The organism is Rhizobacter sp. P3_B12 (genome assembly GCF_056402895.1).
In genome coordinates this window covers 15,366-38,111 of record NZ_JBFUGN010000001.1, presented here as the reverse complement: position 1 = coordinate 38,111, position 22,746 = coordinate 15,366, and the positions used below count along the sequence as shown (strand labels likewise).

At 66.6% G+C, this 22,746-nt stretch carries 23 protein-coding genes and 1 pseudogene; 20 read left to right on the top strand and 4 right to left on the bottom strand.

Annotated elements, in window-relative coordinates; genetic code table 11:
• The 14 genes and pseudogenes from AC1D01_RS00180 to AC1D01_RS00115 all read left to right on the top strand — a co-directional run.
• A pseudogene (locus tag AC1D01_RS00180) lies at positions 1 to 629 on the top strand (cobyrinate a,c-diamide synthase); the annotation flags it as partial.
• 5 nt (positions 630 to 634) lie between these two features.
• Positions 635 to 1,426 carry a precorrin-4 C(11)-methyltransferase gene (cobM, locus tag AC1D01_RS00175; RefSeq protein WP_477864096.1) on the top strand — a complete coding sequence of 264 codons (792 nt, stop codon included), beginning with the start codon at positions 635 to 637 and terminating at the stop codon, positions 1,424 to 1,426.
• The gene (locus AC1D01_RS00170; protein ID WP_477864095.1) at positions 1,423 to 2,316 is read left to right on the top strand and encodes a sirohydrochlorin chelatase; all 894 of its coding nucleotides are present in this window, start codon (positions 1,423 to 1,425) and stop codon (positions 2,314 to 2,316) included. The genes cobM and AC1D01_RS00170 overlap by 4 nt, the downstream gene beginning before the upstream one ends.
• Complete coding sequence (locus tag AC1D01_RS00165; protein ID WP_477864094.1) at positions 2,291 to 2,959, top strand: precorrin-8X methylmutase; 669 nt, start codon at positions 2,291 to 2,293, stop codon at positions 2,957 to 2,959. The genes AC1D01_RS00170 and AC1D01_RS00165 overlap by 26 nt, the downstream gene beginning before the upstream one ends.
• Positions 2,956 to 4,062 carry a cobalt-precorrin-5B (C(1))-methyltransferase gene (locus AC1D01_RS00160; protein WP_477864093.1) on the top strand — a complete coding sequence of 369 codons (1,107 nt, stop codon included), beginning with the start codon at positions 2,956 to 2,958 and terminating at the stop codon, positions 4,060 to 4,062. The genes AC1D01_RS00165 and AC1D01_RS00160 overlap by 4 nt, the downstream gene beginning before the upstream one ends.
• A complete protein-coding gene (cbiE, locus tag AC1D01_RS00155) occupies positions 4,055 to 5,368 on the top strand; it encodes a precorrin-6y C5,15-methyltransferase (decarboxylating) subunit CbiE (protein WP_477864092.1) in 1,314 nt (437 codons plus the stop codon). Before AC1D01_RS00160 ends, cbiE begins: the two co-directional genes overlap by 8 nt.
• On the top strand, positions 5,365 to 6,204 hold the full coding sequence (gene cobI, locus AC1D01_RS00150; RefSeq protein ID WP_477864091.1) for a precorrin-2 C(20)-methyltransferase: 840 nt from the start codon (positions 5,365 to 5,367) through the stop codon (positions 6,202 to 6,204). The genes cbiE and cobI overlap by 4 nt, the downstream gene beginning before the upstream one ends.
• The gene (locus AC1D01_RS00145) at positions 6,197 to 6,940 is read left to right on the top strand and encodes a cobalamin biosynthesis central domain-containing protein (RefSeq protein ID WP_477864090.1); all 744 of its coding nucleotides are present in this window, start codon (positions 6,197 to 6,199) and stop codon (positions 6,938 to 6,940) included. Before cobI ends, AC1D01_RS00145 begins: the two co-directional genes overlap by 8 nt.
• The gene (locus AC1D01_RS00140) at positions 6,937 to 7,332 is read left to right on the top strand and encodes a cobalamin biosynthesis protein (RefSeq protein ID WP_477864089.1); all 396 of its coding nucleotides are present in this window, start codon (positions 6,937 to 6,939) and stop codon (positions 7,330 to 7,332) included. The genes AC1D01_RS00145 and AC1D01_RS00140 overlap by 4 nt, the downstream gene beginning before the upstream one ends.
• Before the next feature lie 43 nt (positions 7,333 to 7,375).
• Positions 7,376 to 7,564 (top strand): CbtB domain-containing protein, encoded by a 189-nt coding sequence (locus AC1D01_RS00135; protein ID WP_073467495.1) that lies wholly within the window; start codon positions 7,376 to 7,378, stop codon positions 7,562 to 7,564.
• 13 nt (positions 7,565 to 7,577) lie between these two features.
• Positions 7,578 to 8,369, top strand: a complete 792-nt coding sequence (locus AC1D01_RS00130) for a CbtA family protein (protein ID WP_477864088.1) — start codon at positions 7,578 to 7,580, stop codon at positions 8,367 to 8,369.
• Positions 8,366 to 9,343: a precorrin-3B C(17)-methyltransferase gene (gene cobJ / locus AC1D01_RS00125; protein ID WP_477864087.1), complete on the top strand. Its 978-nt coding sequence runs from the start codon at positions 8,366 to 8,368 to the stop codon at positions 9,341 to 9,343. The genes AC1D01_RS00130 and cobJ overlap by 4 nt, the downstream gene beginning before the upstream one ends.
• A 119-nt stretch (positions 9,344 to 9,462) precedes the next feature.
• Complete coding sequence (locus tag AC1D01_RS00120) at positions 9,463 to 11,562, top strand: TonB-dependent receptor (protein ID WP_477864086.1); 2,100 nt, start codon at positions 9,463 to 9,465, stop codon at positions 11,560 to 11,562.
• 77 nt (positions 11,563 to 11,639) lie between these two features.
• The gene (locus AC1D01_RS00115) at positions 11,640 to 11,981 is read left to right on the top strand and encodes a (2Fe-2S) ferredoxin domain-containing protein (RefSeq protein WP_477864085.1); all 342 of its coding nucleotides are present in this window, start codon (positions 11,640 to 11,642) and stop codon (positions 11,979 to 11,981) included.
• A 12-nt stretch (positions 11,982 to 11,993) separates the two neighbouring features.
• Here the strand turns inward: AC1D01_RS00115 and trpE are convergent, their stop codons facing one another.
• Positions 11,994 to 13,478 (bottom strand): anthranilate synthase component I, encoded by a 1,485-nt coding sequence (gene trpE / locus AC1D01_RS00110; RefSeq protein WP_047510435.1) that lies wholly within the window; start codon positions 13,476 to 13,478, stop codon positions 11,994 to 11,996.
• A 391-nt stretch (positions 13,479 to 13,869) separates the two neighbouring features.
• Here trpE and AC1D01_RS00105 point away from each other — a divergent pair, with 391 nt between their 5' ends.
• Positions 13,870 to 14,505: a chalcone isomerase family protein gene (locus AC1D01_RS00105; RefSeq protein ID WP_477864097.1), complete on the top strand. Its 636-nt coding sequence runs from the start codon at positions 13,870 to 13,872 to the stop codon at positions 14,503 to 14,505.
• Positions 14,506 to 14,508: 3 nt separating this feature from the next.
• On the opposite strand, the gene gph is transcribed toward AC1D01_RS00105, so the two are convergent.
• Positions 14,509 to 15,183: a phosphoglycolate phosphatase gene (gene gph, locus AC1D01_RS00100; RefSeq protein ID WP_477864084.1), complete on the bottom strand. Its 675-nt coding sequence runs from the start codon at positions 15,181 to 15,183 to the stop codon at positions 14,509 to 14,511.
• A gap of 686 nt (positions 15,184 to 15,869) precedes the next feature.
• Positions 15,870 to 16,229: a hypothetical protein gene (locus AC1D01_RS00095; RefSeq protein ID WP_477864083.1), complete on the bottom strand. Its 360-nt coding sequence runs from the start codon at positions 16,227 to 16,229 to the stop codon at positions 15,870 to 15,872.
• Between the two features lie 106 nt (positions 16,230 to 16,335).
• On the opposite strand from AC1D01_RS00095, the gene AC1D01_RS00090 reads away from it, so the two are divergent.
• From AC1D01_RS00090 to AC1D01_RS00080, 3 genes are all read left to right on the top strand, one after another.
• A complete protein-coding gene (locus tag AC1D01_RS00090) occupies positions 16,336 to 16,731 on the top strand; it encodes a lysozyme inhibitor LprI family protein (RefSeq protein ID WP_477864082.1) in 396 nt (131 codons plus the stop codon).
• A gap of 27 nt (positions 16,732 to 16,758) precedes the next feature.
• Positions 16,759 to 17,523, top strand: a complete 765-nt coding sequence (locus AC1D01_RS00085) for an N-acetylmuramoyl-L-alanine amidase family protein (RefSeq protein ID WP_477864081.1) — start codon at positions 16,759 to 16,761, stop codon at positions 17,521 to 17,523.
• A 152-nt stretch (positions 17,524 to 17,675) separates the two neighbouring features.
• Positions 17,676 to 18,056, top strand: coding sequence for a hypothetical protein (locus tag AC1D01_RS00080; RefSeq protein WP_477864080.1), 381 nt, complete (start codon positions 17,676 to 17,678; stop codon positions 18,054 to 18,056).
• Positions 18,057 to 18,106: 50 nt separating this feature from the next.
• Here the strand turns inward: AC1D01_RS00080 and AC1D01_RS00075 are convergent, their stop codons facing one another.
• Positions 18,107 to 18,484, bottom strand: a complete 378-nt coding sequence (locus AC1D01_RS00075) for a hypothetical protein (RefSeq protein ID WP_477864079.1) — start codon at positions 18,482 to 18,484, stop codon at positions 18,107 to 18,109.
• Positions 18,485 to 18,572: 88 nt separating this feature from the next.
• Here AC1D01_RS00075 and AC1D01_RS00070 point away from each other — a divergent pair, with 88 nt between their 5' ends.
• Together AC1D01_RS00070 and AC1D01_RS00065 are read left to right on the top strand one after the other, a co-directional pair.
• On the top strand, positions 18,573 to 20,279 hold the full coding sequence (locus tag AC1D01_RS00070) for an ankyrin repeat domain-containing protein (protein ID WP_477864078.1): 1,707 nt from the start codon (positions 18,573 to 18,575) through the stop codon (positions 20,277 to 20,279).
• Positions 20,280 to 20,362: 83 nt separating this feature from the next.
• Complete coding sequence (locus AC1D01_RS00065) at positions 20,363 to 22,330, top strand: tetratricopeptide repeat protein (RefSeq protein WP_477864077.1); 1,968 nt, start codon at positions 20,363 to 20,365, stop codon at positions 22,328 to 22,330.
• The last annotated feature ends 416 nt before the right edge of the window (positions 22,331 to 22,746 follow it).

Here is a 22,746-nt window from a genome sequence, read left to right as displayed (position 1 = left end):
GCTTCGCCCCCGGCGACGCGCCGTCCGCCGAGCCGCTGCTGCGCGGCGTGCGCATCGCGGTCGCGCGCGACACCGCGTTCTCGTTCCTCTACACCGCCAACCTCGCGCTGCTGCAGGCGATGGGTGCGAGCCTCGCGTTCTTCTCGCCGCTGCACGACACCGCCCCGCCGCCCTGCGACGCCGTCTGGCTGCCGGGCGGCTACCCCGAGTTGCACCTCGACGCGCTCGCCGCCAACCGCTTCATGCACGAGGCGCTGCGCGAGCTGCATGCCGCCGGCACGCCGATGCTGGCCGAGTGCGGCGGGCTGTTGCTGCTGCTGCAGGCGCTGACCGACGTGCAGGGCCGCCGCGCCGCGATGGCCGGGCTGCTGCCGGGCCATGCCGCGATGCAGACGCGCCTGGCCAGCATCGGGCTGCACGAAGCAGCGCTGCCGGAAGGCACCCTGCGCGGCCACAGCTTCCACTACTCGCGGCTGGAGTCGCCGATGGCCCCGCTGTGCACCACGCAGCCGATGCGCGCCGGCCGGCGCGGCGAGGCGGTGTACCGCAGCGGCCGGCTGACGGCCTCGTACTTCCACGCCTACTTCCCGTCCAACCCGCAGGCCGTCGCGCGCCTGTTCACGCGATGAGCGCAATGAACGCGACACCTGGCCGCGTCTGGTTCGTCGGCGCCGGCCCCGGCGACCCCGAGCTGATCACCGTGAAGGGCCGCGCGTTGATCGAGCGTGCCGGCGCGATCCTGTTCGCCGGCTCGCTGGTGAATGAAGCCGCCACGCGCTGGGCGCCACCCGGCTGCGCGATCGCCGACAGCAAGGACATGACGCTCGAGCAGATGGTCGCGTGGCTGACCGGGCAGGCCGCGCGCTGCGACACCGTCGTGCGGCTGCAGACCGGCGACCCGGCGCTGTACGGCACGCTGATCGAGCTGGTGCAGCCGCTCGACGCGGCCGGCATCCCGATCGCGGTGGTGCCGGGCGYGTCATCGGCGATGGCCTCGGCCGCCGCGGCCGTCGAGAGCTTCACGCTGCCCGAGGTCACGCAGACGGTGATCTTCACGCGCGTCGAAGGCCGCACGCCGATGCCGGCTGGCGAATCGCTGGCCGAACTGGCGGCGCACCGCTGCACGCTGTGCATCTTCCTGTCGATCACGCTGCTGCACCGCATCGAAGCCGGGCTGCGCGAGGCCGGCTGGCCGGACGACGCGCCGATGCTGGTGGTGCACAAGGCGAGCTGGCCCGGCGAGGAGCGCATCGTGCGCGGCACGCTGGCCACCATCAAGCAGCAGTGCCGCGAGGCCGGCATCGTCAGCCAGGCGATGGTCATCGCAAGCCCCGCGCTCGGCGCGCGCGGCTGGGCCGAACTCGCCAAGTCGAAACTGTACGACGCCGCATTCACCCACCGCTTCCGGAAAGCGACCGCCCCATGAAAGRCACCATCCTGCTGGTCGGCCACGGCTCGCGCGAGACGAGCGGCAACGACGAGATCGAGCGCTTCGCGGCGCTCTGGCGCGCGCGCCACCCGCACTGGCGCACCGAGCTGTGCTTCATCGAGTTCGCCGAGGTCGAGGTCGAGGACGGGCTGGACCTCGCCGCGGCCGGCTCCGAGCGCGTGATCGTCGTGCCGCTGATCCTGAACGCGGCGGGCCACGTCAACGTCGAGATCCCGTCGCACATCGCTCGCGCCCGGCTGCGCCACCCCGGCGTGCGCTTCGACTACGCACCGCACCTGGGCGTCAGCGAGCCGGTGCTCGCGATCCTGCGCCGCCAGCTGAAGCAGTGCATGCAGCAGCTGGACGTGCCCGACCCGACCGGCACCGGCGTGGTGCTGCTGGGCCGCGGTGCGTCGAACAAGGAGGCCAACGGCGAGATGGCGCGCATGACGCGCTGGCTGTTCGAGGAAGGCGACCACGAGCTGGTCGACCTCGCCTTCACCGGCATCGCCTGGCCGCGGCTGGAGCGCGTCGTGCAGCGCCAGGTGCAGCTCGGCATGCGCCAGGTCATCGTGCTGCCGTACTACCTGTTCACCGGCACGCTGATCCAGCGCATCGGGCGGCAGGTGGTGCATTTGCGCGCGCAGTACCCGCAGGTGCGCTTCGCGCTCGGCACCCATTTCGGCTTCGAGCCGGAGATCGCCGAGCTGCTGGCGCAGCGCGTCGAGGCGCTGCTGCAGGGCACGCTGCATGCGGTGCCGGTCAGCGCGGAGGCGGCGCTGTGGGAGGCGCACCAGCACGACCACGAGCCGCACGGGCACGAGCATGCCCACCCCCATCCCCACGATCACGACCACGCGCATGAGCACGCCCAACACGGTCACTGAGCAGCTCACGCGCGCCGGCCAGGCGATCGAGCACGACAGCTTCGCGGTGATCGACCGCGAGGTCGGCCCGCACGACTACGCGCCGCACCAGTGGCCGATCGTGCGCCGCATGATCCATGCGAACGCCGATTTCGACTTCAACGGCCTCACCGCCTTCCACCCGCGCGCGGTGGCGGCCGGCCTCCACGCGATCCTGTCCGGCCGCTCGCGCGTGGTGGCCGATGTCGAGATGATCTGCGTCGGCCTGTCGGCACCGCGGCTCGCGCACTTCGGCATGACCGCGCACCAGTTCATCGCCGATGCCGACGTGGTCGCGCAGGCCCGGGCCGACGACACGACGCGCGCGGTGCAGGCGATGCGCAAGGCGCACCGGCTCCGGCTGCTCGACGACGCGGTCGTCGGCATCGGCAATGCGCCGACCGCGCTGATCGAGCTGGTGCGGCTGATCCGCGACGAAGGCGCGAAACCGGCGCTGGTCGTCGGCATGCCGGTGGGCTTCGTGTCGGCGGCCGAATCGAAGGAGCTGATGTCGCAGGTCGACGAGGTGCCGTGGATCGTGATCCGCGGCCGCAAGGGCGGCTCGACGCTCGTCGTCGCGGCGATCCATGCGCTGCTCAGCCTCGCGGAGGCCGCACAGACATGATGGAGAAGACCGTCAAGCGCGGCACCCGCACCGGTTTCACGACCGGTGCGTGTTCGGCTGCGGCCGCGCGCGCGGCGGTCCTGGGATTGATCGACGGCGCGGTGCCGCCGTCGGTCGAGGCGCTGCTGCCGAACGGCCAGCGCGTGCGCTTCGACGTGAACGACGGCCAGTGCGACGGCGCCGCCGCGCATGCGATGGTGATCAAGGACGCCGGCGACGACCCCGACTGCACCGACAAGGCGCACCTGACCGCCGACGTGCTGCGCCTGCCCGGCGCGGCCGGCGAGGTGGTGCTGCTCGGCGGCTTCGGCGTCGGCACCGTGACGATGGCCGGGCTCGGCCTCGCGGTCGGCGGGCCGGCGATCAACCCGGTGCCGCGCCGCAACATCGAGGAGAACGTGCGCGAGATTGGCAGCGCGCTGCTCGCGAACGACGGCCTGCAGGTCACGATCTCGGTGCCGCAGGGCCTGGAGATGGCGAAGAAGACGCTGAACGCGCGGCTCGGCATCCTCGGCGGCATCTCGATCCTCGGCACCACCGGCATCGTCAAGCCCTACAGCACCGCGGCCTACCGCGCGAGTGTGGTGCAAGGCGTCGAGGTCGCGGCCACCACCGGCTCCGATACCGTCGTGCTGACCACCGGCGGGCGCACCGAGAAGTTCGCGATCGCCGAGCTGCCCGGCCTGCCGGAGGCCTGCTTCGTGCAGATGGGCGATTTCCTGCGCTATGCGCTCGACGCGGCGGTGAAGGCGAAGCTGCGCCGCATCGTGATCGGCGGCATGGTCGGCAAGCTGACGAAGATCGCGCAGGGCGAGACCATCACGCACGCGAACCGCGCCGAGGTCGACACCGGGCTGCTCGCCGAGCTGGCCGCCAGCATCGGCGCGCCGCCCGACGAATGCGCCGCGATCGCCGCGGCCGAGACCGCGCGCTTCGCCGCCGAGCGCATGCAGGTGCTCGGCCTGATCGACCCCTTCCATCACGCGCTCGCCCGCAAGGTCGTCAGCACCGTGATGGGCCGCTACCCCGGCCGCTTCCGGCTCGACGTGCTGGTGTGCGATTTCGATGGCAACAAGATCGCCGAGGCCTCCTCCGATGACTGAGATTTCCGAAGACCTGCGCCCGCCGCGCTGCCGCATCGTCGGCGTGCTCGACGACGGCGCCGCGAGCCTGGGCGCCGCCGCGCTGCAGGCGCTGGCCGAGGCCGACCTGGTGATCGGTGCGCGCCGCACGCTGGCGCTGCTCGAATCGCGCATCCAGCCCGAGGCCGAACGCCGCACGATCGGCGCGCTCGCGGCCGTTGCCGAGGACGTGCGCGCCGCCCAGGCCACCGGCCGGCGCTGCGTGGTGCTCGCCACCGGCGACCCGCTGTGCCACGGCATCGCCGGCTACCTGGGCATGCAGCTGTGCCTGGACGCGATCGAGGTGCTGCCCAACCTGTCGACGATCCAGCTGGCGTGCGCACGCATCGGGCTGGTCTGGCAGGACCTGCGCATCGCGAGCGTGCACGCGAAGGATGCCGGGGAATGGCCTGGGCCAAGCCCCGGCGCGACGCCCGAGCACGGCCTGTACGCGCTGGCGCAGGCGCTGCGCCGCCATGCCCGGCTCGCGGTGCTGACCAGCCCCGACAACACGCCCGATCGCATCGCCCGGATGATGCTGGCCGAGGGCCTGGGCGACGACTTCCAGCTCGCGGTCGCCGAGCGGCTGCTGCAGCCGGACGAGCGCATCGTCACCGGTCTCACGGTGGCCGAGGCGGCGCAGTCGAGCTTCGCCGACCCGAACGTGCTGCTGCTGTGGCGGCAGTCGCCGCTGCCGGCGCCGGTGCGCTTCGGCCTGCCCGACGCGAGCTACGAGCAGCGCCATCCCGACAAGGGCCTGATCACGAAGCTCGAGGTGCGTGCGGTCTCGCTCGCACGGCTGCAGCTGCGCGAGGACAGCATCGTCTGGGACATCGGTGCCGGCTCCGGCGCGGTCGGCCTGGAGGCGGCGCGGCTGTGCCCCGCGGGCCACGTCTACGCGATCGAGAAGAACGAGGACGATGTCGCGATCGCCGGGCGCAACCGCGCCGCGATGGGCGTCTCCAACCACACGCTGGTGCACGCCAAGGCGCCGCAGGCGATGGACGGCTGGGCCGATCCGGACGCGGTCTTCATCGGCGGCTCGGGCGGCGAACTGGCCGAGCTGATCGCGCTGTGCCTGCGGCGGCTGGGCGCGGGCGGACAGCTGGTGATGAACTTCGTGACGATCGAGAACCTGGGCACGGCCACCGCGACGCTCACCGAGCTCGGCGCCGACTGGGATGTCGTGATGCTGCAGGCCGCGCGCAGCAAGCCGATCCTGCACATGCACCGGCTCGCGGCAGAGAACCCGGTGTGGGTCGTCTGCGCACGAAAGGCCACGTCATGACCTTCGGCCGATTGATCGGCGTCAGCCTCGGCCCGGGCGACCCCGGGCTGATCACGCGCGCCGCGTGGGCCCAGCTGGAACGCCGCGACACGGTCTGGACCTACCCGACGCGCAGCACCAAGACGCCGAGCTACGCGTTCGACATCGTCGTTCGCAGCGAGCTCGCGCCGCCGGCCGGGCACCAGGCGCTGCTGTTCCCGATGACGCACGACGAGGAGAAGCTGCTGCRCAGCTGGCACCGCGCCGCCGACACCGTGCTGCCGCTGCTGCGGGCCGGGCGCGACGTGCTGTTCCTCGTCGAGGGCGATGCCAGCACCTACGCGACCTTCGGGCACCTGGCGCGCACCGTGCGATCGAAGGACGCGCGCATCGCGGTCGACACGATCGCCGGCGTCAACGCGTTCAACGCCGCCGCGGCCACGCTGGGGCGGCCGCTGGGCGAGCAGGACGACACCATCGCCGTCGTGCCTGCGGCCTACGGCGTCAGCGCGCTCGACCGGCTGCTCGGCGATTTCGACACGCTGGTGCTGATGAAGGTGAAGCCGCTGATCGAGGACCTGCTCGACTGGCTGCAGCAGCGCGAGCTGCTCGACGATGCGGCCTTCATCGAGCGCTGCGGCGCACCCGACGAACGCGTGCTGCGCGGCGCCGAGATGCTGTCGCTGCGCGGCCAGAAGGTCAGCTACCTGTCGCTGATGCTGGTGCACAACCACCTGCGCATCCGCGGCGAACGCATCCGCGGATGCCTGAAGAAAAGTAGCCCGGATGCCAATCCGGGAAGCACTGACACACCCTCCCGGATTGACATCCGGGCTACGGAGACGCTGAATGACTGACCCCCGCATCGCGATCGTCGCGATCACCAAGCACGGCGCAGCGCAGGCCGCGCAACTGGCCGCGCAGCTGCCCACTGCCCACATCGTTTGCGCCGAGAAATTCGCTGCCACCTTCGCCGGCCTCGCGAACCCGCTGCGCGCCTACACCGCCGCGCTGCGCGACGAGATCGGCCCGCTGTTCGCGGCCTACGACCAGCTGATCTTCTTCGTCTCGCTCGGCGCCGTCGTCCGCCTGGTCGCGCCGCACCTGAAGTCGAAGGACGAGGACCCCGGCATCACCGTCGTCGACGATGCCGGCCAGTTCGTGATCCCGGTGCTGTCGGGCCACGTCGGCGGCGCGAACGCCTGCGCCGAGCAAGTGGCGGCGCTGCTCGGCGCCACCCCGGTGCTGACGACCGCGTCGGACGTCGGCAAGACCATCCCGGTCGACATCCTCGGCCGCGAGCTCGGCTGGTCGGTCGAGGCGCCGAAGCTCAACATCACCCGCGTCTCGGCCCACGTCGTCAACGGCGAGCCGATCGCCTTCGTGCAGGAGGCCGGCAGCCCGCACTGGTGGACGCGGCCGACGCCGCTGCCGGCCAGCATCCACCGCTTCGAGCGTTTCGAGGACGTGGACCTGGCGCGCTTCAAGGCGGTGCTGTGGGTCACGCACCGCGCGATCGACGTTGCGCTGTGGCAGCAGTTGAACGAGCGGCTGGTCGTCTACCGCCCGCCGGTCGCAGAGGCTGCCGCATGAGGGTCGCGCTCGGGCTCGGCTGCGACCGCGGCACGCCGGTCGAGACGCTGTCGCGCGCAGTCGGCGAAGCGCTCGAACTGGCCGGCGTCGGGCTCTCCGATGTGGCCGCGGTGGCCAGCATCACGCTGAAGTCGAACGAACTCGGGCTGCTGGAACTGGCCGGGCAGCGCGGCTGGTCGCTGCACTTCTACGACGCCGCCGAGCTGGCCGAGGTGAAGGTGCCGAACCCGTCGGAGACGGTGCGGCGCTACACCGGCACGCCGTCGGTCAGCGAGGCGGCCGCGTTGCTCGCGGCGGGCGCCGCTCCGGCCAGCTCGCTGCTGGTCGAGAAACACATCCTGCGCGGCGACGACGGTCGTCACGCGACGGTCTCCGTGGCTCGATGCCGTTGAGCCCGTCCATTTCGCTGTCATCACTTCAACCGAAGGAAACCCCATGAACCCGCAAACCCTGCAACCCTCGATCGCCCTGCCCGCCACCGCCTCGCGCGGCGTGCTGCGCCAGCTCGCCGCCGGCGCGCTGCTCGGTGTCGTGATGCTGTACGGCGTCGCGTTCGCCGAGAGCCCGCTCGCGCACAACGCGGCGCACGACGTGCGCCACGCCACCGGCCGCCCGTGCCACTGAGCGGGAGCCGATGATGCTGTTCACACGCCTGGTGTGGTGCGCGCTGCTCGTCGCCTTGGCGGTGGGCAGCCTGCAGTGGGTCGTGCAACGCTGGCAGGCGGTGCCGATCATCCTCGCAGCCGAGGAGTTCGAGGTGCAGAAGGCGCCCGTGCCGGCCGCCCACGCGCATTCCGCCGAGGAGGCCGCGCACGCGCACCACCACGACGTGGACTGGACACCCGCCGACGGCCTCGAGCGCAGCGTCTGGACCTGGGTCGCCAACCTGCTGAACGCGTTCGCGCTCGCGCTGCTGGTGTTCGCGGCGATGGGGGCCTGGGCCTGGAAGCGCGGGCCGTCGACCGGCGCCTGGCGGCTTGCCGCCGCCGTCGCCGCGACCGGCTGGCTGAGCCTGCACCTGTGGCCCTCGCTCGGCCTGCCCGCCGAGGTGCCGGGCATGGAGGCCGCCGACCTGCGCCTGCGGCAGCTGTGGTGGCTGCTGGCAGCCGGCAGCGCGCAGTCGGCCTGCGCGCTGGTCGCGTTCGGCCGCAAGCCCTGGCGCTGGGCCGCTGCCGCGGCGTGGCTCGCGCTGCCGTTCGTGATCGGCGCGCCGCAGCTGATCGGTGACCCGCTCGGCGCGTTCAGCGGCGAGGCCCACCAGCGCCTGCAGGTGCTCGGCCGCGATTTCGTGCTCGCGACGCATGTGTCGGCCTCGCTGTTCTGGCTCTCGATGGGCGTGGCGGCAGCGCCGGTGTTCCAGCGCTGGCTCGCGCCCTTGCTCGATCGAACGCCCAGCAACGCAGCGTTGCCGACCGGGAGCCTGGCATGAGCGGCAAGATCACGCTGGTCGGGATCGGCCCCGGCGCCGTCGAGCACATGACGCAGCGCGCCCGCGAGGCGATTGCCGAGGCCGATGTGGTCGTCGGCTACGTCACCTACATCAAGCTGGTCGCCGACCTGCTCGAGGGCAAGGAGGTGGTGCGCAAGGGCATGACCGAGGAGCTGGACCGCGCCGTCAGCGCGCTCGACGCGGCGCGCGCCGGCAAGAAGGTCGCGCTGATCTCGTCGGGCGATGCCGGCGTCTACGGCATGGCCGGGCCGACCTACGAGGTGCTGTTCCAGGCCGGCTGGACGCCGGCCGACGAAGTGCAGGTCGAGGTGGTGCCGGGCGCATCGGCGATCAACGCCTGCGCGGCCCGCGTCGGCGCCCCGCTGACGCACGACTTCTGCTCGATCTCGCTGAGCGACCTGCTGACGCCGTGGCCGGTGATCGCGCGCCGGCTCGATGCGGCTGCGCAGGCCGACTTCGTCGTCGCGCTCTACAACCCGAAGAGCGGCCGTCGCACGCGGCAGATCGTCGAGGCGCAGCGCTTGTTCCTGCGGCATCGCCGGGCCGACACGCCGGTGGCCGTCGTCAAGAGCGCCTACCGGCGCCGCGAGCGCATCGAGTTCACGACGCTAGCCACGATGGCCGACAGCGAGATCGGCATGCTCAGCACGGTGCTGATCGGCAACAGCCACACCTTCGTGCGCGACGGGCTGATGGTCACGCCGCGCGGCTACGCGAACAAGTACGACATCGAGCAGGGCGGCGAGACGCGCGACGGCGAACGCGCCGGCCGCTCGCTGAGCACCGGCCTGCTCGGCTGGCTCGAGACGCTGCAGGCGCAGCTCGCCGAGGGCCACACCCTCGCCGACCTGGCCCGGCTGCACGGGCTGCCGGCCGACTACCTGGCGGCCACGCTGGCCGAGCCGGTCGAAGTCACCACCAGCGGCACGAACAACGACGAGGGGGAGGGCTGAGACCCGCGCGGGGGCGAGCCGATGGCCCCCGCGCGGCAGACACGCCCCGATGCCCGCGGCGTCCACAACGAATTGCATCTGCGGGATTGCGGATGCAACGCAGCGACGAGCTTTCAACGATGCAACAGCGCAAGCTGCCCCCCGCCCTGGCCGCCACGGCCCTGGCGATGAACTTCTTCACCCCTGCCCCGGCTGCGGCCGAAGACAGCCCGGCCGCCCTGGCCCCGGTGACCATCATCGGCCGCGGCCAGGACCTGATCGGCGTTGCCGATTCCGCCACCGAGGGCAAGGTCAGCGCCCAGCAGCTCGCGAACCGGCCGCTGCTGCGCCCGGCCGAGGTGCTGGAGGCGGTGCCCGGCATGACCGTCACGCAGCACAGCGGCGACGGCAAGGCCAACCAGTACTTCCTGCGCGGCTTCAACCTCGACCATGGCAGCGACTTCGCGAGCTACGTGAACGGCATGCCGGTCAACATGGCGAGCCATGCGCACGGCCAGGGCTACATGGACCTCAACTTCCTGATCCCCGAGCTGATCGGCGCGATGCGCTACCGCAAGGGCGTCTACGCCGCGGAAGACGGCGACTTCGCGACCACCGGCTCGGCGCGCATCGAATACCAGCGCACGCTGCCGGCACCGATGGTCGACCTGAGCGTCGGCCCGCACGACTTCCGCCGCGTGCTCGTCGCCGGYAGCCGGCAGCGCGGCGAGGACAAGGACAGCGGCCCGACGCTGCTGGCCGCCTTCGAGGCCGCGACCAACGACGGCCCGTGGCAGCAGCCCGAGCGGCTGCGCAAATACAACGGCGTGCTGCGCCTGTCCGAGGGCACGGCGCGCGATGGCTATGCGCTGACCGCGATGGCGTACCACGCCGAGTGGACSGCCACCGAGCACGTKCCCGARCRCGCGATCRCCTCCGGCGAGATCGACCGCTTCGGCGAACTGRTGTCGGGCGACGGCGGGCGCACGCACCGCCACAGCCTGTCCGGCGACTGGGCCGGCAGCGACGGCAGCACGCGCACGCAGATCAGCGCCTACGTGATCGACTACGGCCTGAACCTGTTCTCGAACCCTTCCGGCTACATCAACGGGCCGCAGGGCGACCAGCATGAGCAGGCTGACGAGCGCACCGTGTGGGGCGGCCAGGTGGCGCGCCACTGGGCGATCGCACCGGCCGGCCACGAGACCGAGCTGACGCTGGGCGCGCAGCTGCGCCACGACCGCATCGGCACGCTGGGGCTCTACGACACGGTGAACCGCGAACGGACCGACACCGTGCGCGAGGACCGCGTGCGCGAGACGCTGCTGGGCCTCTACACCGAAGCCCGCACGCAATGGCAGCCGTGGTTGCGCAGCGACCTGGGGCTGCGCGTCGACACCGTGCGCGCGAACGTGATGCCGACCGGCGGCGCGGACAACGTCCTGAACGGTGGCAGCGCCCGCGCCCATCAGTACAGCCCGAAGCTGGGGCTGGCCTTCGGCCCGTTCGGCGAGACCCTGCGCACCGAGCTGTATGCCAATTGGGGGCGAGGCTTCCACAGCAACGACGTGCGCGGCGTGACCGCGGCCGTCGACCCGGTGCCGGCGCTGGTGCGCGCCACCGGCAGCGAGGTCGGCCTGCGCGCGGTGCCGCTGCCGGGCTGGAACACCAGCCTGTCGCTGTGGCAGGTGAAGCTCGCCTCCGAGCTGGTGTTCATCGGCGATGCCGGCGTGACCGAGCCCAAGGGGGCATCGAAGCGGGCGGGCGTCGAGTGGTCGAACGACTGGCAGATCAACCGCTGGCTGCTGCTGGATGCCGATGTGGCCTGGTCGCGCGCACGTTTCGAGCAGGAGGCGGAGCCGGGCAGCGGCACCCACGTGCCGAACGCGATCCCGCGCTCGGCCTCGTTCGCGCTGGCCGCCGACGACCACGGCGCGTGGTTCGGTGGATTGCGCTGGCGCTACATCGGCAGCTATGCGCTGGAGGAGACCGGCATGCAGCGTTCGTCATCGCTGTGGACCGCGAACCTGAAAGCCGGYTGGCGCGCCAACGCCTCGCTGCAGTTCACGCTCGACGTGCTGAACCTGTTCGACCGCGAAGCCAACGACATCGAGTACTGGGGTGCGGCGTGCTCCAAGGCCGACGGCCCGGCGTGCAACGGCGGCGCCGGCATCGACGGGCGGCTCGTGCACCCGATGGAGCCGCGCACGCTGCGCGTCTCGATGCGCGCCACCTTCTGACCGTAGCCCGGATGCCAATCCGGGATGTATTTCTCCGCCACGAACCCGGATTGGCATCCGGGCTACAGGAACCCGCCATGACCGACGAAGTGACCAGGCCCAAGATCGGCGACTACCGCCGCCACCTGCTGATCTGCACCGGCCCGCGCTGCACGCAGCAGGGCGAATCTCAGGCCCTGTTCGACAGCCTGGGCGACAAGTTCAAGGCCGCCGGCCTGCACGAGGGCGAACTGCGCGTGAAGCGCAGCCGCGTCAGCTGCTTCGCCGCCTGCAAGGGCGGCCCGGTGATGTGCGTGCAGCCCGACGGCACCTGGTACTACAACGTGACGCCGGCCAACATGGACCGCATCATCGAGCAGCACCTGGTGGGCGGGCTGCCCGTCGAGGACCTGGTGTTCCACCAGGGCCCGACCGGCTGATCGACCAACCGGTCAGAAGCCTTCCTCGACCAGCTCGGCCGCGCGGATCAGCGCGCGCGCCTTGGCCTCGGTTTCCTTCCATTCGAGCTCGGGCACCGAGTCGGCCACCACGCCGGCCGCGGCCTGCACGTACAGCGTGTTGTCCTTGACGATGCCGGTGCGGATCGCGATCGCCACGTCCATGTCGCCGGCAAAGCTCAGGTAGCCGCAGGCGCCGCCGTAGATGCCGCGCTTGACCGGCTCGAGCTCGTCGATGATCTCCATCGCGCGCACCTTGGGCGCGCCGGTCAGCGTGCCGGCCGGGAAGGTCGCGCGCAGCACGTCGAGGCTGGTCATGCCGTCCTTCAGCAGGCCCTCGACATTGCTGACGATGTGCATCACGTGCGAGTAGCGCTCGACCGTGAAGGCCTCGGTCACCTTCACGGTGCCGGTCTTCGCGATGCGGCCGATGTCGTTGCGCGCCAGGTCGATCAGCATCACGTGCTCGGCGCGCTCCTTCGGATCGGTGCTCAGCTCGGCCTCGAGCGCCTTGTCCTGCGCCGGCGTCGCGCCGCGCGGGCGGGTGCCGGCGAGCGGGCGGATCGTGACCTTCTCGCCCTCGGGCGTGGTCTCCTGGCGCACCAGGATCTCGGGCGAGGCGCCGACGATCTGGAAATCGCCCATGTCGTAGAAATACATGTACGGCGACGGGTTCAGCGAGCGCAGCGCGCGGTACAGGCTGAGCGGCGATTCGGTGTAGCGCTTCTTCAGCCGCTGGCCGACCTGCACCTGCATCATGTCGCCGGCCGCGATGTACTCCTTGGCCTTCAGCACCGCGGCGAGGTAGTCCTCCTTTGCGAACTCGCGCTCCACCGCGTGCGAGGTGCCGCGGCGCACCGGCGGCGCGGTGACGCTGTACTTCAGCTTGTCGCCGAGCTCGGCCAGCCGCCGCTTCGCCTTGAAGAAGGCCTCCGGCTGGCCCGGGTCGGCATAGACGATCAGGTAGAGCCGGCCCGACAGGTTGTCGATGACGGCCAGCTCCTCGCATTGCAGCAGCAGGATGTCGGGCGTGTCGAGGCCGCCGGGCAGCTCGGTCTTCGCGAGCTTGTGCTCGATGAAGCGCACCGCGTCGTAGCCGAAGTAGCCGGCCAGCCCGCCGCAGAAGCGCGGCAGCCCGGGCCGCAGCGCGACCTTGAAGCGCTTCTGGTAGCTGGCGATGAAGTCGAGCGGATTGCCTTCGTGCGTCTCGACGACCTGGCCGTCGGTGACGACCTCGGTGCGGAAGCCGGTGGCGCGCAGCTGCGTGCGCGCCGGCAGGCCGATGAACGAATAGCGGCCGAAGCGTTCGCCGCCGACCACCGATTCGAGCAGGAAGCTGTGCTTGCCGCTGCCGGTGCCGTAGGCGAGCTTCAGGTAGAGCGAGAGCGGCGTCTCGAGATCGGCGAACGCTTCGGCGATCAGCGGGATGCGGTTGAAGCCTTGCGAGGCGAGGCTCTTGAATTCAAGTTCGGTGATCACGTTCGAGGGCCCTCCACGGCCCGGCGCGGCGCCCGGAGGGCCGGCCTGGTGACTGCATTCTTCGGGTGGCACGCGGCGCACGGTGTGCGGTGAGCGCGGCGGCCGATGGAGCCGGAGGGCGGGGACTGCAAGAGCCCCGGGCCCGCGGCAAGCAAACGTGGATCAGGCCCGCCAGGGCCAGGCTCCCCGGTCGTTCGACCCCTTGGTTTGCTTGCGTGCAATGAACATCGAAAAAGTGTAGCAGGCTTGGCATTCCATCCCGGGAGGCGATGGGTCGTCCGTGAAATCATGAATGGACCCACTCTTGTCACTGTCAGACACTCCTGCGTTGCCCTGGGCGACCCATACTGGGGTCGTCGGGCCTCATGACAACGAGATGGAGACTGCCGTGATTCGTCAAACTTTCCTGCTGGCCGTGACGGCCGCTGCCCTCGCGGCACCGCTTGCAACGCAAGCCCAGACACAGGCCCAACCCCAGGCCATCGAACTGGCAGGCGTGCGCTACGAGCCCACCGTGCAGGTGGGCAACACCCGGCTGGTGCTCAACGGCGCCGGCATCCGCTACAAGGCGATCTTCAAGGTCTACACCGCCGGCCTGTACCTGACGGCGAAGGCCAACACGCCCGAGGCGGTGCTCGCGACGCCGGGCCCGCGCCGCATGCACATCACGATGATGCGCGACATCGACGCGAACGAGCTCGGCAAGCTGTTCACGCGCGGCATGGAGCAGAACACCACGCGCGACGACTTCATGAAGTCGATCGCCGGCACGCTGAAGCTGAGCGAGGTGTTCTCGGCGAAGAAGAAGCTGGTCGCCGGCGACTCGTTCTTCGTCGACTGGATCCCGGGCCAGGGCACGGTGATCGTCGTCAACGGCAAGCCGGCCAACGAGCCGATCAAGGAACCCGAGTTCTATTCGTCGTTGCTGAAGATCTGGCTCGGCCACTCGCCGGCCGATTCGTCGCTGAAGGACGCGCTGCTGGGCAAGCAGGCCACGGGCAACGGCGCGGGCGCCGGCAACAACTGAGCCCTACGCGCTGATCACCAGGTGGTCGAGCCGGTCGATGAACCCGTCGGCATCGACCTCGCGCACCGGCTGGCCGTGGTTGTAGCCGTAGCTCACGAGGATCACCGGGCAACCGGCGGCGCGCGCCGCCTGTGCGTCGTTGGCCGAATCGCCGAGCATCAGCACGCGTGACGGCGCCACGCCGAGCGCCTTGCAGGTTTCGAGCAGCGGCAGCGGGTGTGGCTTCTTCTGCGCGAACGCATCGCCACCGAAGACATGCCTGAAGAAGCCTGACAGCTGCTTCCTGTCGAGCAGCGCCTGCGCGAAGGCCGTGGGCTTGTTCGTCAGGCACGCGAGCGGGATGCCGGCCACGCGCAGGCGCTGCAGGCCCTCCTGCACGCCGGGGTACAGCCGGGCATGGTCGCCGTTGATGCGCGTGTAGTGCCGCTGGTAGCTGGCCCAGGCTTCGCCGTAGCGATCGTCGACGCCGCCCACCTCGGCCAGCGTGCGGCGGATCAGGTGCTCGGAGCCCTTGCCGACCGTGTGCTCGACGAAGCCGCGGCCCACCGGCGGCAGCGCCAGCTCGGCGAGCATCGCGTTCAGCGCGACCACGAAGTCATCGAGCGTGTCGACCATCGTGCCGTCGAGGTCGATGACGGCGGCATGCCAGGGGCTCTGGTTCGATCGAATAGAGTTCACAGCTGCGAAATGGAGTTCAAAAAGGGAAGCGCGTGCCAGCCGATTCTCTCAGCAATAGAGTTTCAAACTAACTGACCGCTCTGGAACGCCGCCACCTTGCCGAAGGCACCGCAGTTGGGGGCATGTTGAGACGGATTGGAATCTGGCGAAGAGCGTAATCTGTGGGAAGAACGATTGGTTTCGCACCCAAGAAGAATAACCTGACCGCTGGAAATTCACCCAAGTTCGTCTTTGGAATATTTACCACCAATCTTGAGCCTCACTCAGCTCGTTTAAAAATGACCAACCCCTGCAAACCGATTCCAGGCGGGTGAGGAAGGGCGATGATGAGAACTGACTACTTTGGAATCAACCCAACCGTAAGCGGTTGCGCAATGGGCTCGTCTGGATAAAGAGTGACTTCCCAGTCCAAGTAGCCAGGAGCTGTAACTTGGATCAGCGATCTCTTCCTCATTGAACAACAAACGTAGGGAGGCGACCAAAGGGTGTGCCCACTGAGAGCAAAGACACCATTTTCATCAGTCGTGGCGTGACTAATTTTATTGCCAGGAAATGAAATGTATTTGACGGTCGCCTGTTTAATCGGCATCAGCGAGTCTCGGTTGACAACACGTCCTTCCAAGCTCGGAGAGATTTCATGGGGGACACAGCCCGAAACCAGCAAAATCAGTGCAATTGCAATAAATCTAGAAACAGCCTGCACAGGTTGCGCCCTTGTGGAATGTTGGGTTTTTCAATTCGATCGCCAAATCGGCAATCTGGCGTCGATTGTAAGTCTTGCAGGTCTGCTCTGCGACTTCTTGTGCATTCCATTTAATCTCGAAATTTTCTGAGACACCTTCGCCCACGCGAACAACAGCGCCCACAGCGCCCACCGCGCGGCCGGCTGCGCCACCGGCTGAGCGGCGGGTTGGCTCTGCAGCCGACCATACCAGTTGACCTTGTGCGTCAACATCATGGCTGTACAACGCGGCGGTGCCCACGCCGAAGGGCAAGCCGTGTTTCCGACTGTGCAGCAGGTGGCTCGCGCAGTAGCTGAGCAGCAACACACAGGCGCTGGCGGCAATGGCGTAGGCTTAGGTACTTCTTCACTGTGTGGCTTCCACCGAGCGCGAATCGTCCATAATCCCCAATCCTACATCCGGAGAATTCATGAAATTTTTTACTTTGACTTCATTGGCTACAGGCTTGTTTTTTTCGGCGCAACTTGCCCATGCGGATGACACGGACAGCTGCAGCAAGTTCAAGACCAGCTACGACAGAACATATTGCGTCGCCAAGTTGTTTCTAGAGTCCGACAAAGAACTGAACGCCGTGTATACAGAGCTGCGCAAACCGCTCAAAGACAGCGTCAAACAACAACTGACCGAAACACAACGCGATTGGATTAAATACCGGGATGCGTCTTGCGAGCGCTCCGGCTCCATCGACGTCAGCTGCAACTACAAACTCAACCGTGAGCGCGCCGAGTACCTTCGTGACCGTGCCCGCGAGTGCAAAACCGGCACTTGCAACGACGTCGCCATCGCCAAAAAATCTTGGGAATAGGCAGTTTTAACGGGTAGATGGAAAACCATGTTGCCGCGTCATTTGAAAATGCGCAGCGTACAGGCACTTTGCTGTCTGTGCGCTTTTTTTGCATGCGCGGCAGATTCCCATGCAACTGACGCACCACGCATCGCAGGCCACCCATTCATCGTCGTGCTGGACCCCGGCCACACCCCCAAGCAACCCGGTGCTTTGGGCGCCAAGGGTGTCTATGAAGTCACCTACAACGATACACTGAGCGCAAAACTGGCCAAGGCCTTGGAAGCCACGGGCGTGCAGGTTGCGCTCACGCGCACACCTGCAGAGGAAATCAGCCTGGACGGACGCGCGGATCTGGCAAACGCCCGACAGGTGGACTTATTTCTAGCGTTGCACCACGACTCGGCGCAACTGAAATACCTGGCCAGAACCGAGGTCAACGGAAAACCCGCCTACCAAACCGTTCAGCCGATTGCCGGCTACTCGATCTTTGTGTCCCAACGCAATCCCAAATTTGCGCAGAGTCAGCAGTTTGCCAAGCTACTGGGGCAAGCACTGCTGGGACTAGGTCGCCATCCCACGCTGCACCACGCCGAGTCCATTGCAGGCGAAAACCGCGAACTGCTTGATGCCAAGTTGGGCATATATAAATTTGACGACCTGCTGGTCTTGCGAAAAACCATGGTCCCCGCAGTATTGCTGGAGGTGGGTGTGATCGTGGACGCGGAGGACGAAAAGTATGTGGCCGACAACACCAGACAAGACGCAGTCGTTCAGGCGATCGTGGACGCCATCGAAAGATTTCGGCACTGATTTTCCACCCAGTGCAATGGTGGCATTGATGCACGCCCATCCCTGCACGTTTGCCATGTCGACTGCGCCAGCGTCATGCCCTCGACGCTCAACACACTGTCCTCCGCCCCGACAGGTGTTGAAGGAAAATTGATCGGGGTCAGAAGCCACAAATGCGAAACGCGCGTCTCATCGTAGTCTTGTCACTGCTATTGAACACATTGCTCATTGTGGGCGCATTGGTATGCTCTCACGGAATGAAGTTTCGTTATCTTTCCGGCATGGAACGCTTGGTGGGAGTACCCATATTCGCCTTGATCAGTTGGCCATGGGTTGTCGCTTTTTTCCTGGCTAGCAAACCACGCACATGGCTTGGCGCAAAGGTCTTCGCATGTGCCTCAGTCGCAGGTGCGGCACTGGTTTTCATGCCGATTGCAACCGCTTCGGAAGATGGGGTTGATGACTTTGTGCGTGGCTACTTGCTGGGAGTCTGGATAGTTGGTTCCTTGCTGCTCATGATTCGAAGCCGTGAGCGTGCACAAGACGGCATCTGAGATGACATCGATAAGGGGATTGGAAATTACAAACGTACCGTCCGTATAGTTCAAAGCCTGGGATCTGGAAATGGCAACTGATCTTGCGAGCTGCTCGGTTGAGCTACCCATTTACTGCCCCGACGGTAAAAATATGCCTGGGTTTCAGAACTCCCAGCCCCAATTTTCAATGACACCGTGCAAGCGATTTGACCGGGGTGCTTGGCATCAATAGCCGGGATGCAGGTTCCGAGCTTGAGTTCGGCGGCTTTGTACTCTTGCATCTCCATCATTTCAAGGAATGCTTGCGTCGCCTCTTTTGTGTTCGGTAATGCGAGTGCCGATGCGGTGGCGGGTGCTGTGGGCGGGATGACGTCCGCGGGTGGCGATGATGTATCGCTGCAGGCGGAGCAAAGAAGCAATGTTGACAAGATGACTGTGTAACGCATGACGAATTCTCTGCTGTTGTGCCTGCAGGAATGTATGCGCAACGTCTGCGGTACATCGCGCCTGCGGGTACGGTGACAATGCTTGCACATGAAGAAATCGATCCCCCACCGCAAAACCTCGCCCGGCACTGGCGCACCGATGTTGACAGTGATCGCCATCGCCTGGAACGCGCTGGTCTGGGGGCTGGTGGTACCCGAGTCTGGCATTGCGGAATGGTTCAAAGGCGTGGCGGCACTCACGGGTGCAGGGCTTGCCGTAGGCACCTTGTTGCTCTGGCTCAGTCGCCTGCGCGGCACTGGCGTCACGCTGCAACTCTCGCAGGACCCGGTGCCCCACGGCGTGTCCACGACGGCAACCTTCAACCTGACCCGACCTCTGAAGGCGCAGGTCTGGACACTGCTGGTGAGCATTGATTCGCCGGACGAAGACATGAGCGGCTTTGGGTGCGTCTGGGAGCGCAAATTTATGGCCAGCCCGGTCCCCACGCTGGTGGACGGCGAGCTCATGGTGCAGGCCGTCACGGCCCAATTCACCCTTCCCACCGATCTGCCGGGTTCAGAAGACGACTTTTGGTACGTCTCCCTGGTGCTCCAGGGGGAGGACGAGGCATGGCCTTTTCACATTGAGACCCAAGCCGAAACGTCCCGCGCAACCAGCCTGGACAGCAGAGACGACGCCTCGGATGCGCTGCCACCCGATACAGACGCCCCGTCACCTTCGGGCCTGCCGGAGCCGGGCTACGCGTCTGGGCTTGCATCGCCAGCACGCGTCCAACGTGGCCTTCGCTGGGTCCGGCGCGGCGCGTTCGCACTGTCGCTCGGTGTGGTGGGCTGGGTCGCGTGGAGTTGGCTCATGCCCATGTGGTCCTCCGATGCGCAGCCCGAGAACTGGCCGGTCATGACCATGTCAGAGGACAGCGTGCCGGTCGATGACGCGTCAGTGGCGGGGGTGGAACGCGCGCGGGGCGCGGACGAAACCGATGCCTCCTGGCGCCTGAGCACGCGCGTGCACACACCGGAGTTTGGTGTGCTGCTCAGCAACTGGTTACTCGACGATGGGCACTTGCGCGCCCACCTGCAAGGCCAGGCGCAAGTGCACCGCGGGGAGTTGCGCATGCGCATTCAGCAGCTGGCGCTCGCGCCAGCTGGCGCCTGCAAGCCGGCTGACAACTGCCGGGTGGAAAGCATTCGTCTGGTGCTGAGCCAAGCCGCCAGCGACGGCACCACCACCACCTTGGCGCAAAGCAAGCCCCTGCCCTGGGCGGTCAATCTGGCAAAAGACCCCGTGGCCCTGCGCAGCGATGGCATCTTTCAACTCACGCTGCCGCAGAACCTGGCAGGCGACCAGGATGTGCGCTTACGGTTGGTGGTGCAGACGGCGAACGCCGATGGGCACTCCACCCTGCTGCTCTCGGATGACACGACGTATGCGTCGAACGGCAACTACATGGGTTTGCAACTGGCGCTGCGCGCTGCCAACGCCCAAGCTGGGAATCTGATGGACCCGTGCGACCGGGTGGGCTCCTTGGGTGAGGCAGTGCGCGCCCATTGCGAAGGACAGGTCCAATTCAGGCTCGACTCCAACGCTTTCGCAAGCCGAAAAGAACTCGACGCAGCCTTGATCGACGCCATCAAGCACTACAACGGCGCCGCCGTGGGCCCTCTGCTCAAGGCAGGCGCGAGCCCCAATGCGGTCGACCCCAGCCAAAGGAGCATGAACGCGCTGCTCCTCGCCACCTTCGGCGATCAACAAGAGGTGCGGGCTGCGCTGATCAAGGCGGGCGCCAAGATCTAGCCATGTAATCTCCATAGCCGGCACCGGTGACCCGGTGATCATCAACCCTGTTGGCGAAGTCGTTGCCCCCTACCATGACAGTGATGAGCGTCAAGTCCTGCCTGCTTCTCTTGAGGAGCTACTTCAATGTATTGGCAGGGTGGTTGCTGGCCGCAGGTATTGCCCACGGTCAAACGCCGGGCTTGGCATATACCAGTGCTGAGGCCCAGTCGTATGGCAGTGCGCCCGTATCGGAGTTGGTGTATGCCCGCTTTGGCAAAAGCCCGGATCCGCTGATCCGCGCGCAAGTGGCGCAGGGCATGCTGAACAAGGCCGCGGCGTTATCGCAAAGCGGCAAGTTTGCAGAGTCCGCCGCCACCTACGACATGGTGTACGAACGGTTTGGCCAAGACCCTGCCCCCAATGTACTGGTGCAAGTGCTCAAAGCGCTGATCAACAAAGGCTACGACCTGGGCCAGCAGCAGCAACTGGAAGCGGAGCGCGCGGTATATGCGCGGATTGACCGCGAATACGGCCAACGCCAGGAGCTGGTGCTCAAAGAAAAGCTGGCAGATGCGTTCTTCAACACTGGCATCAATTGGCAAGCGGCCGGGGACGCTCAGGCCGCTATCACGGCCTACAAGCGCATTGACACCCGCTTTGGCACGGAGACTGAACCCACCCTGCAAGCCAGCGTAGCGGTGGCCTTGGTCAATGCCGCTGTACAGCTGTCGCATACCGATGTGCGAGCCGCTATTGCCCTGTGCGACCAAATAAAAGCGCGTTATGGGCGGGCGCCGTCGCCACGGGTACGTCAACGGGTCGCACAGGCGCAGGTGAACAAGGCCATCGGCCTGCAAACATTGGGCGAAACGGCGCAGGCCTTGTACACCTACGATGGGGTCGTTCAGCGGTACGCGGCTGACAAGGCCGCGCCCGTATTGGTACAACTGGGGCGGGCCTGGTATGGCAAGGCCATCAGCTTGGCAGCACTGGGAAAAACTGCGAAGGCCATGGCGCTGTACGACACGGTCTACACCCGCTATGGAACCAGCACGCACGCACCGCTGCGTTTGGTAGCAATGCAATCGCTGTTCAACAAAGGCGCGGCACTCGCCGTCCAAGGACAACTGGAAGAAGCTGTTGCCAGCTACGCGCTACTCAGCAATGCGCTAGACGGTCGGGGTGATGGTGAGGTGCAGGAAGTCGTGCTGAAAGGCACGGTGAACATGGGAGCCACACTGCACAAATTGCAACGCTACAGGCAAGCCATTGAGGCGTATGACCGGGCGGTACGGATCTACCACGTTGACCTGTCAAACGAAATGCGCGAACAGGTTGCATTTGCTTTTTTTAACCGCGCTGTCAGCCTGAAAGCCCTTTCCGACACGCGCAGCGTACAGGTGAACTACGACCGGGTTGCAGAAACTTTCAGTGAAGACCCGAACCCGATACTGCGCGAGTATGTGGCCGCCAGGCTCTATAACGTAGCGCAACAGCTGACCATTGAAGAAGAGTATGCCGACGCTGAGATCCTGTATCAATTGACGTATGCCAACTTTTCCAAGGACACAGCGCCCGGTGTGCGCAAAGTGCTGGCCCGAAGCCTGAGCAATATGGCGCTGGGCTCCGGCTTGACCGACAAGCTGCAAGAAGAACGGCAAATAAACGATTTGCTGGCGGAGCGTTTTGCCCAAGACGACGACTCCGAAATTGGCACCTTGGTAGCGCGGGCGTTAAGCAACGCCTCAGATACACGGGTGGTGGAATCAAAGCGGCTGCTACTAAATGCCGAGAGTCCGGCACTTCTGCTGGCACGCGCGGTGGCTGACTTGCAAAAGGCCACGCTCATTTGCGCGCAAGAAGAATGCGCTGCAGTACTCGCCAATTTGGGCTACGCCCAGTTTTTGAATGGTGATGTGACCGTGGCGGAGCGGACCATCCGTGAGGCAATACAACAGGGAGGAGCCCCTGTGCTGGAAAACTTGCGCAAAGATGCAGCATTGCACCGCGTTGAGCCCACGGATACGCGGTTCGAAAAAATGCTCACATCGTGTTGCAAGGCCCAATGAACATTGGGGCCGCGACTCGGCATCTCAAACCTTCGGAACAGACTTGACTTTGAAGACAGTTGCCAACCCCTCTGTCAAGGTGATGTCCCGCAGACGGGACGCCCCTTACGTCGAACTTTCGGCCACATGAACGACTCCGCGCGGGGAGAACCCCATTTGCGACTACCGCCACCTTTGCTGGCGCGGATCAAGGCGTCTCTTCTCGGCGCCGTGGTAGCAACACTTGCGGCACCTGCGCTCTGGTTCGTGGCCGAGCTGGTCTGCCCAAGTGGATTCTGGTCCGATCCCGTCGATGTGCTCTTTGGAAGTCCTGCAATCTGGCTGTTTGCGGGCCTCATCGCGGTCCCCACCAGTCTCTGCCTGGGGCCTGCACTATTTGCGTTCACCTGGCGCCTGCCGAGGCCCCAACAGTCAGC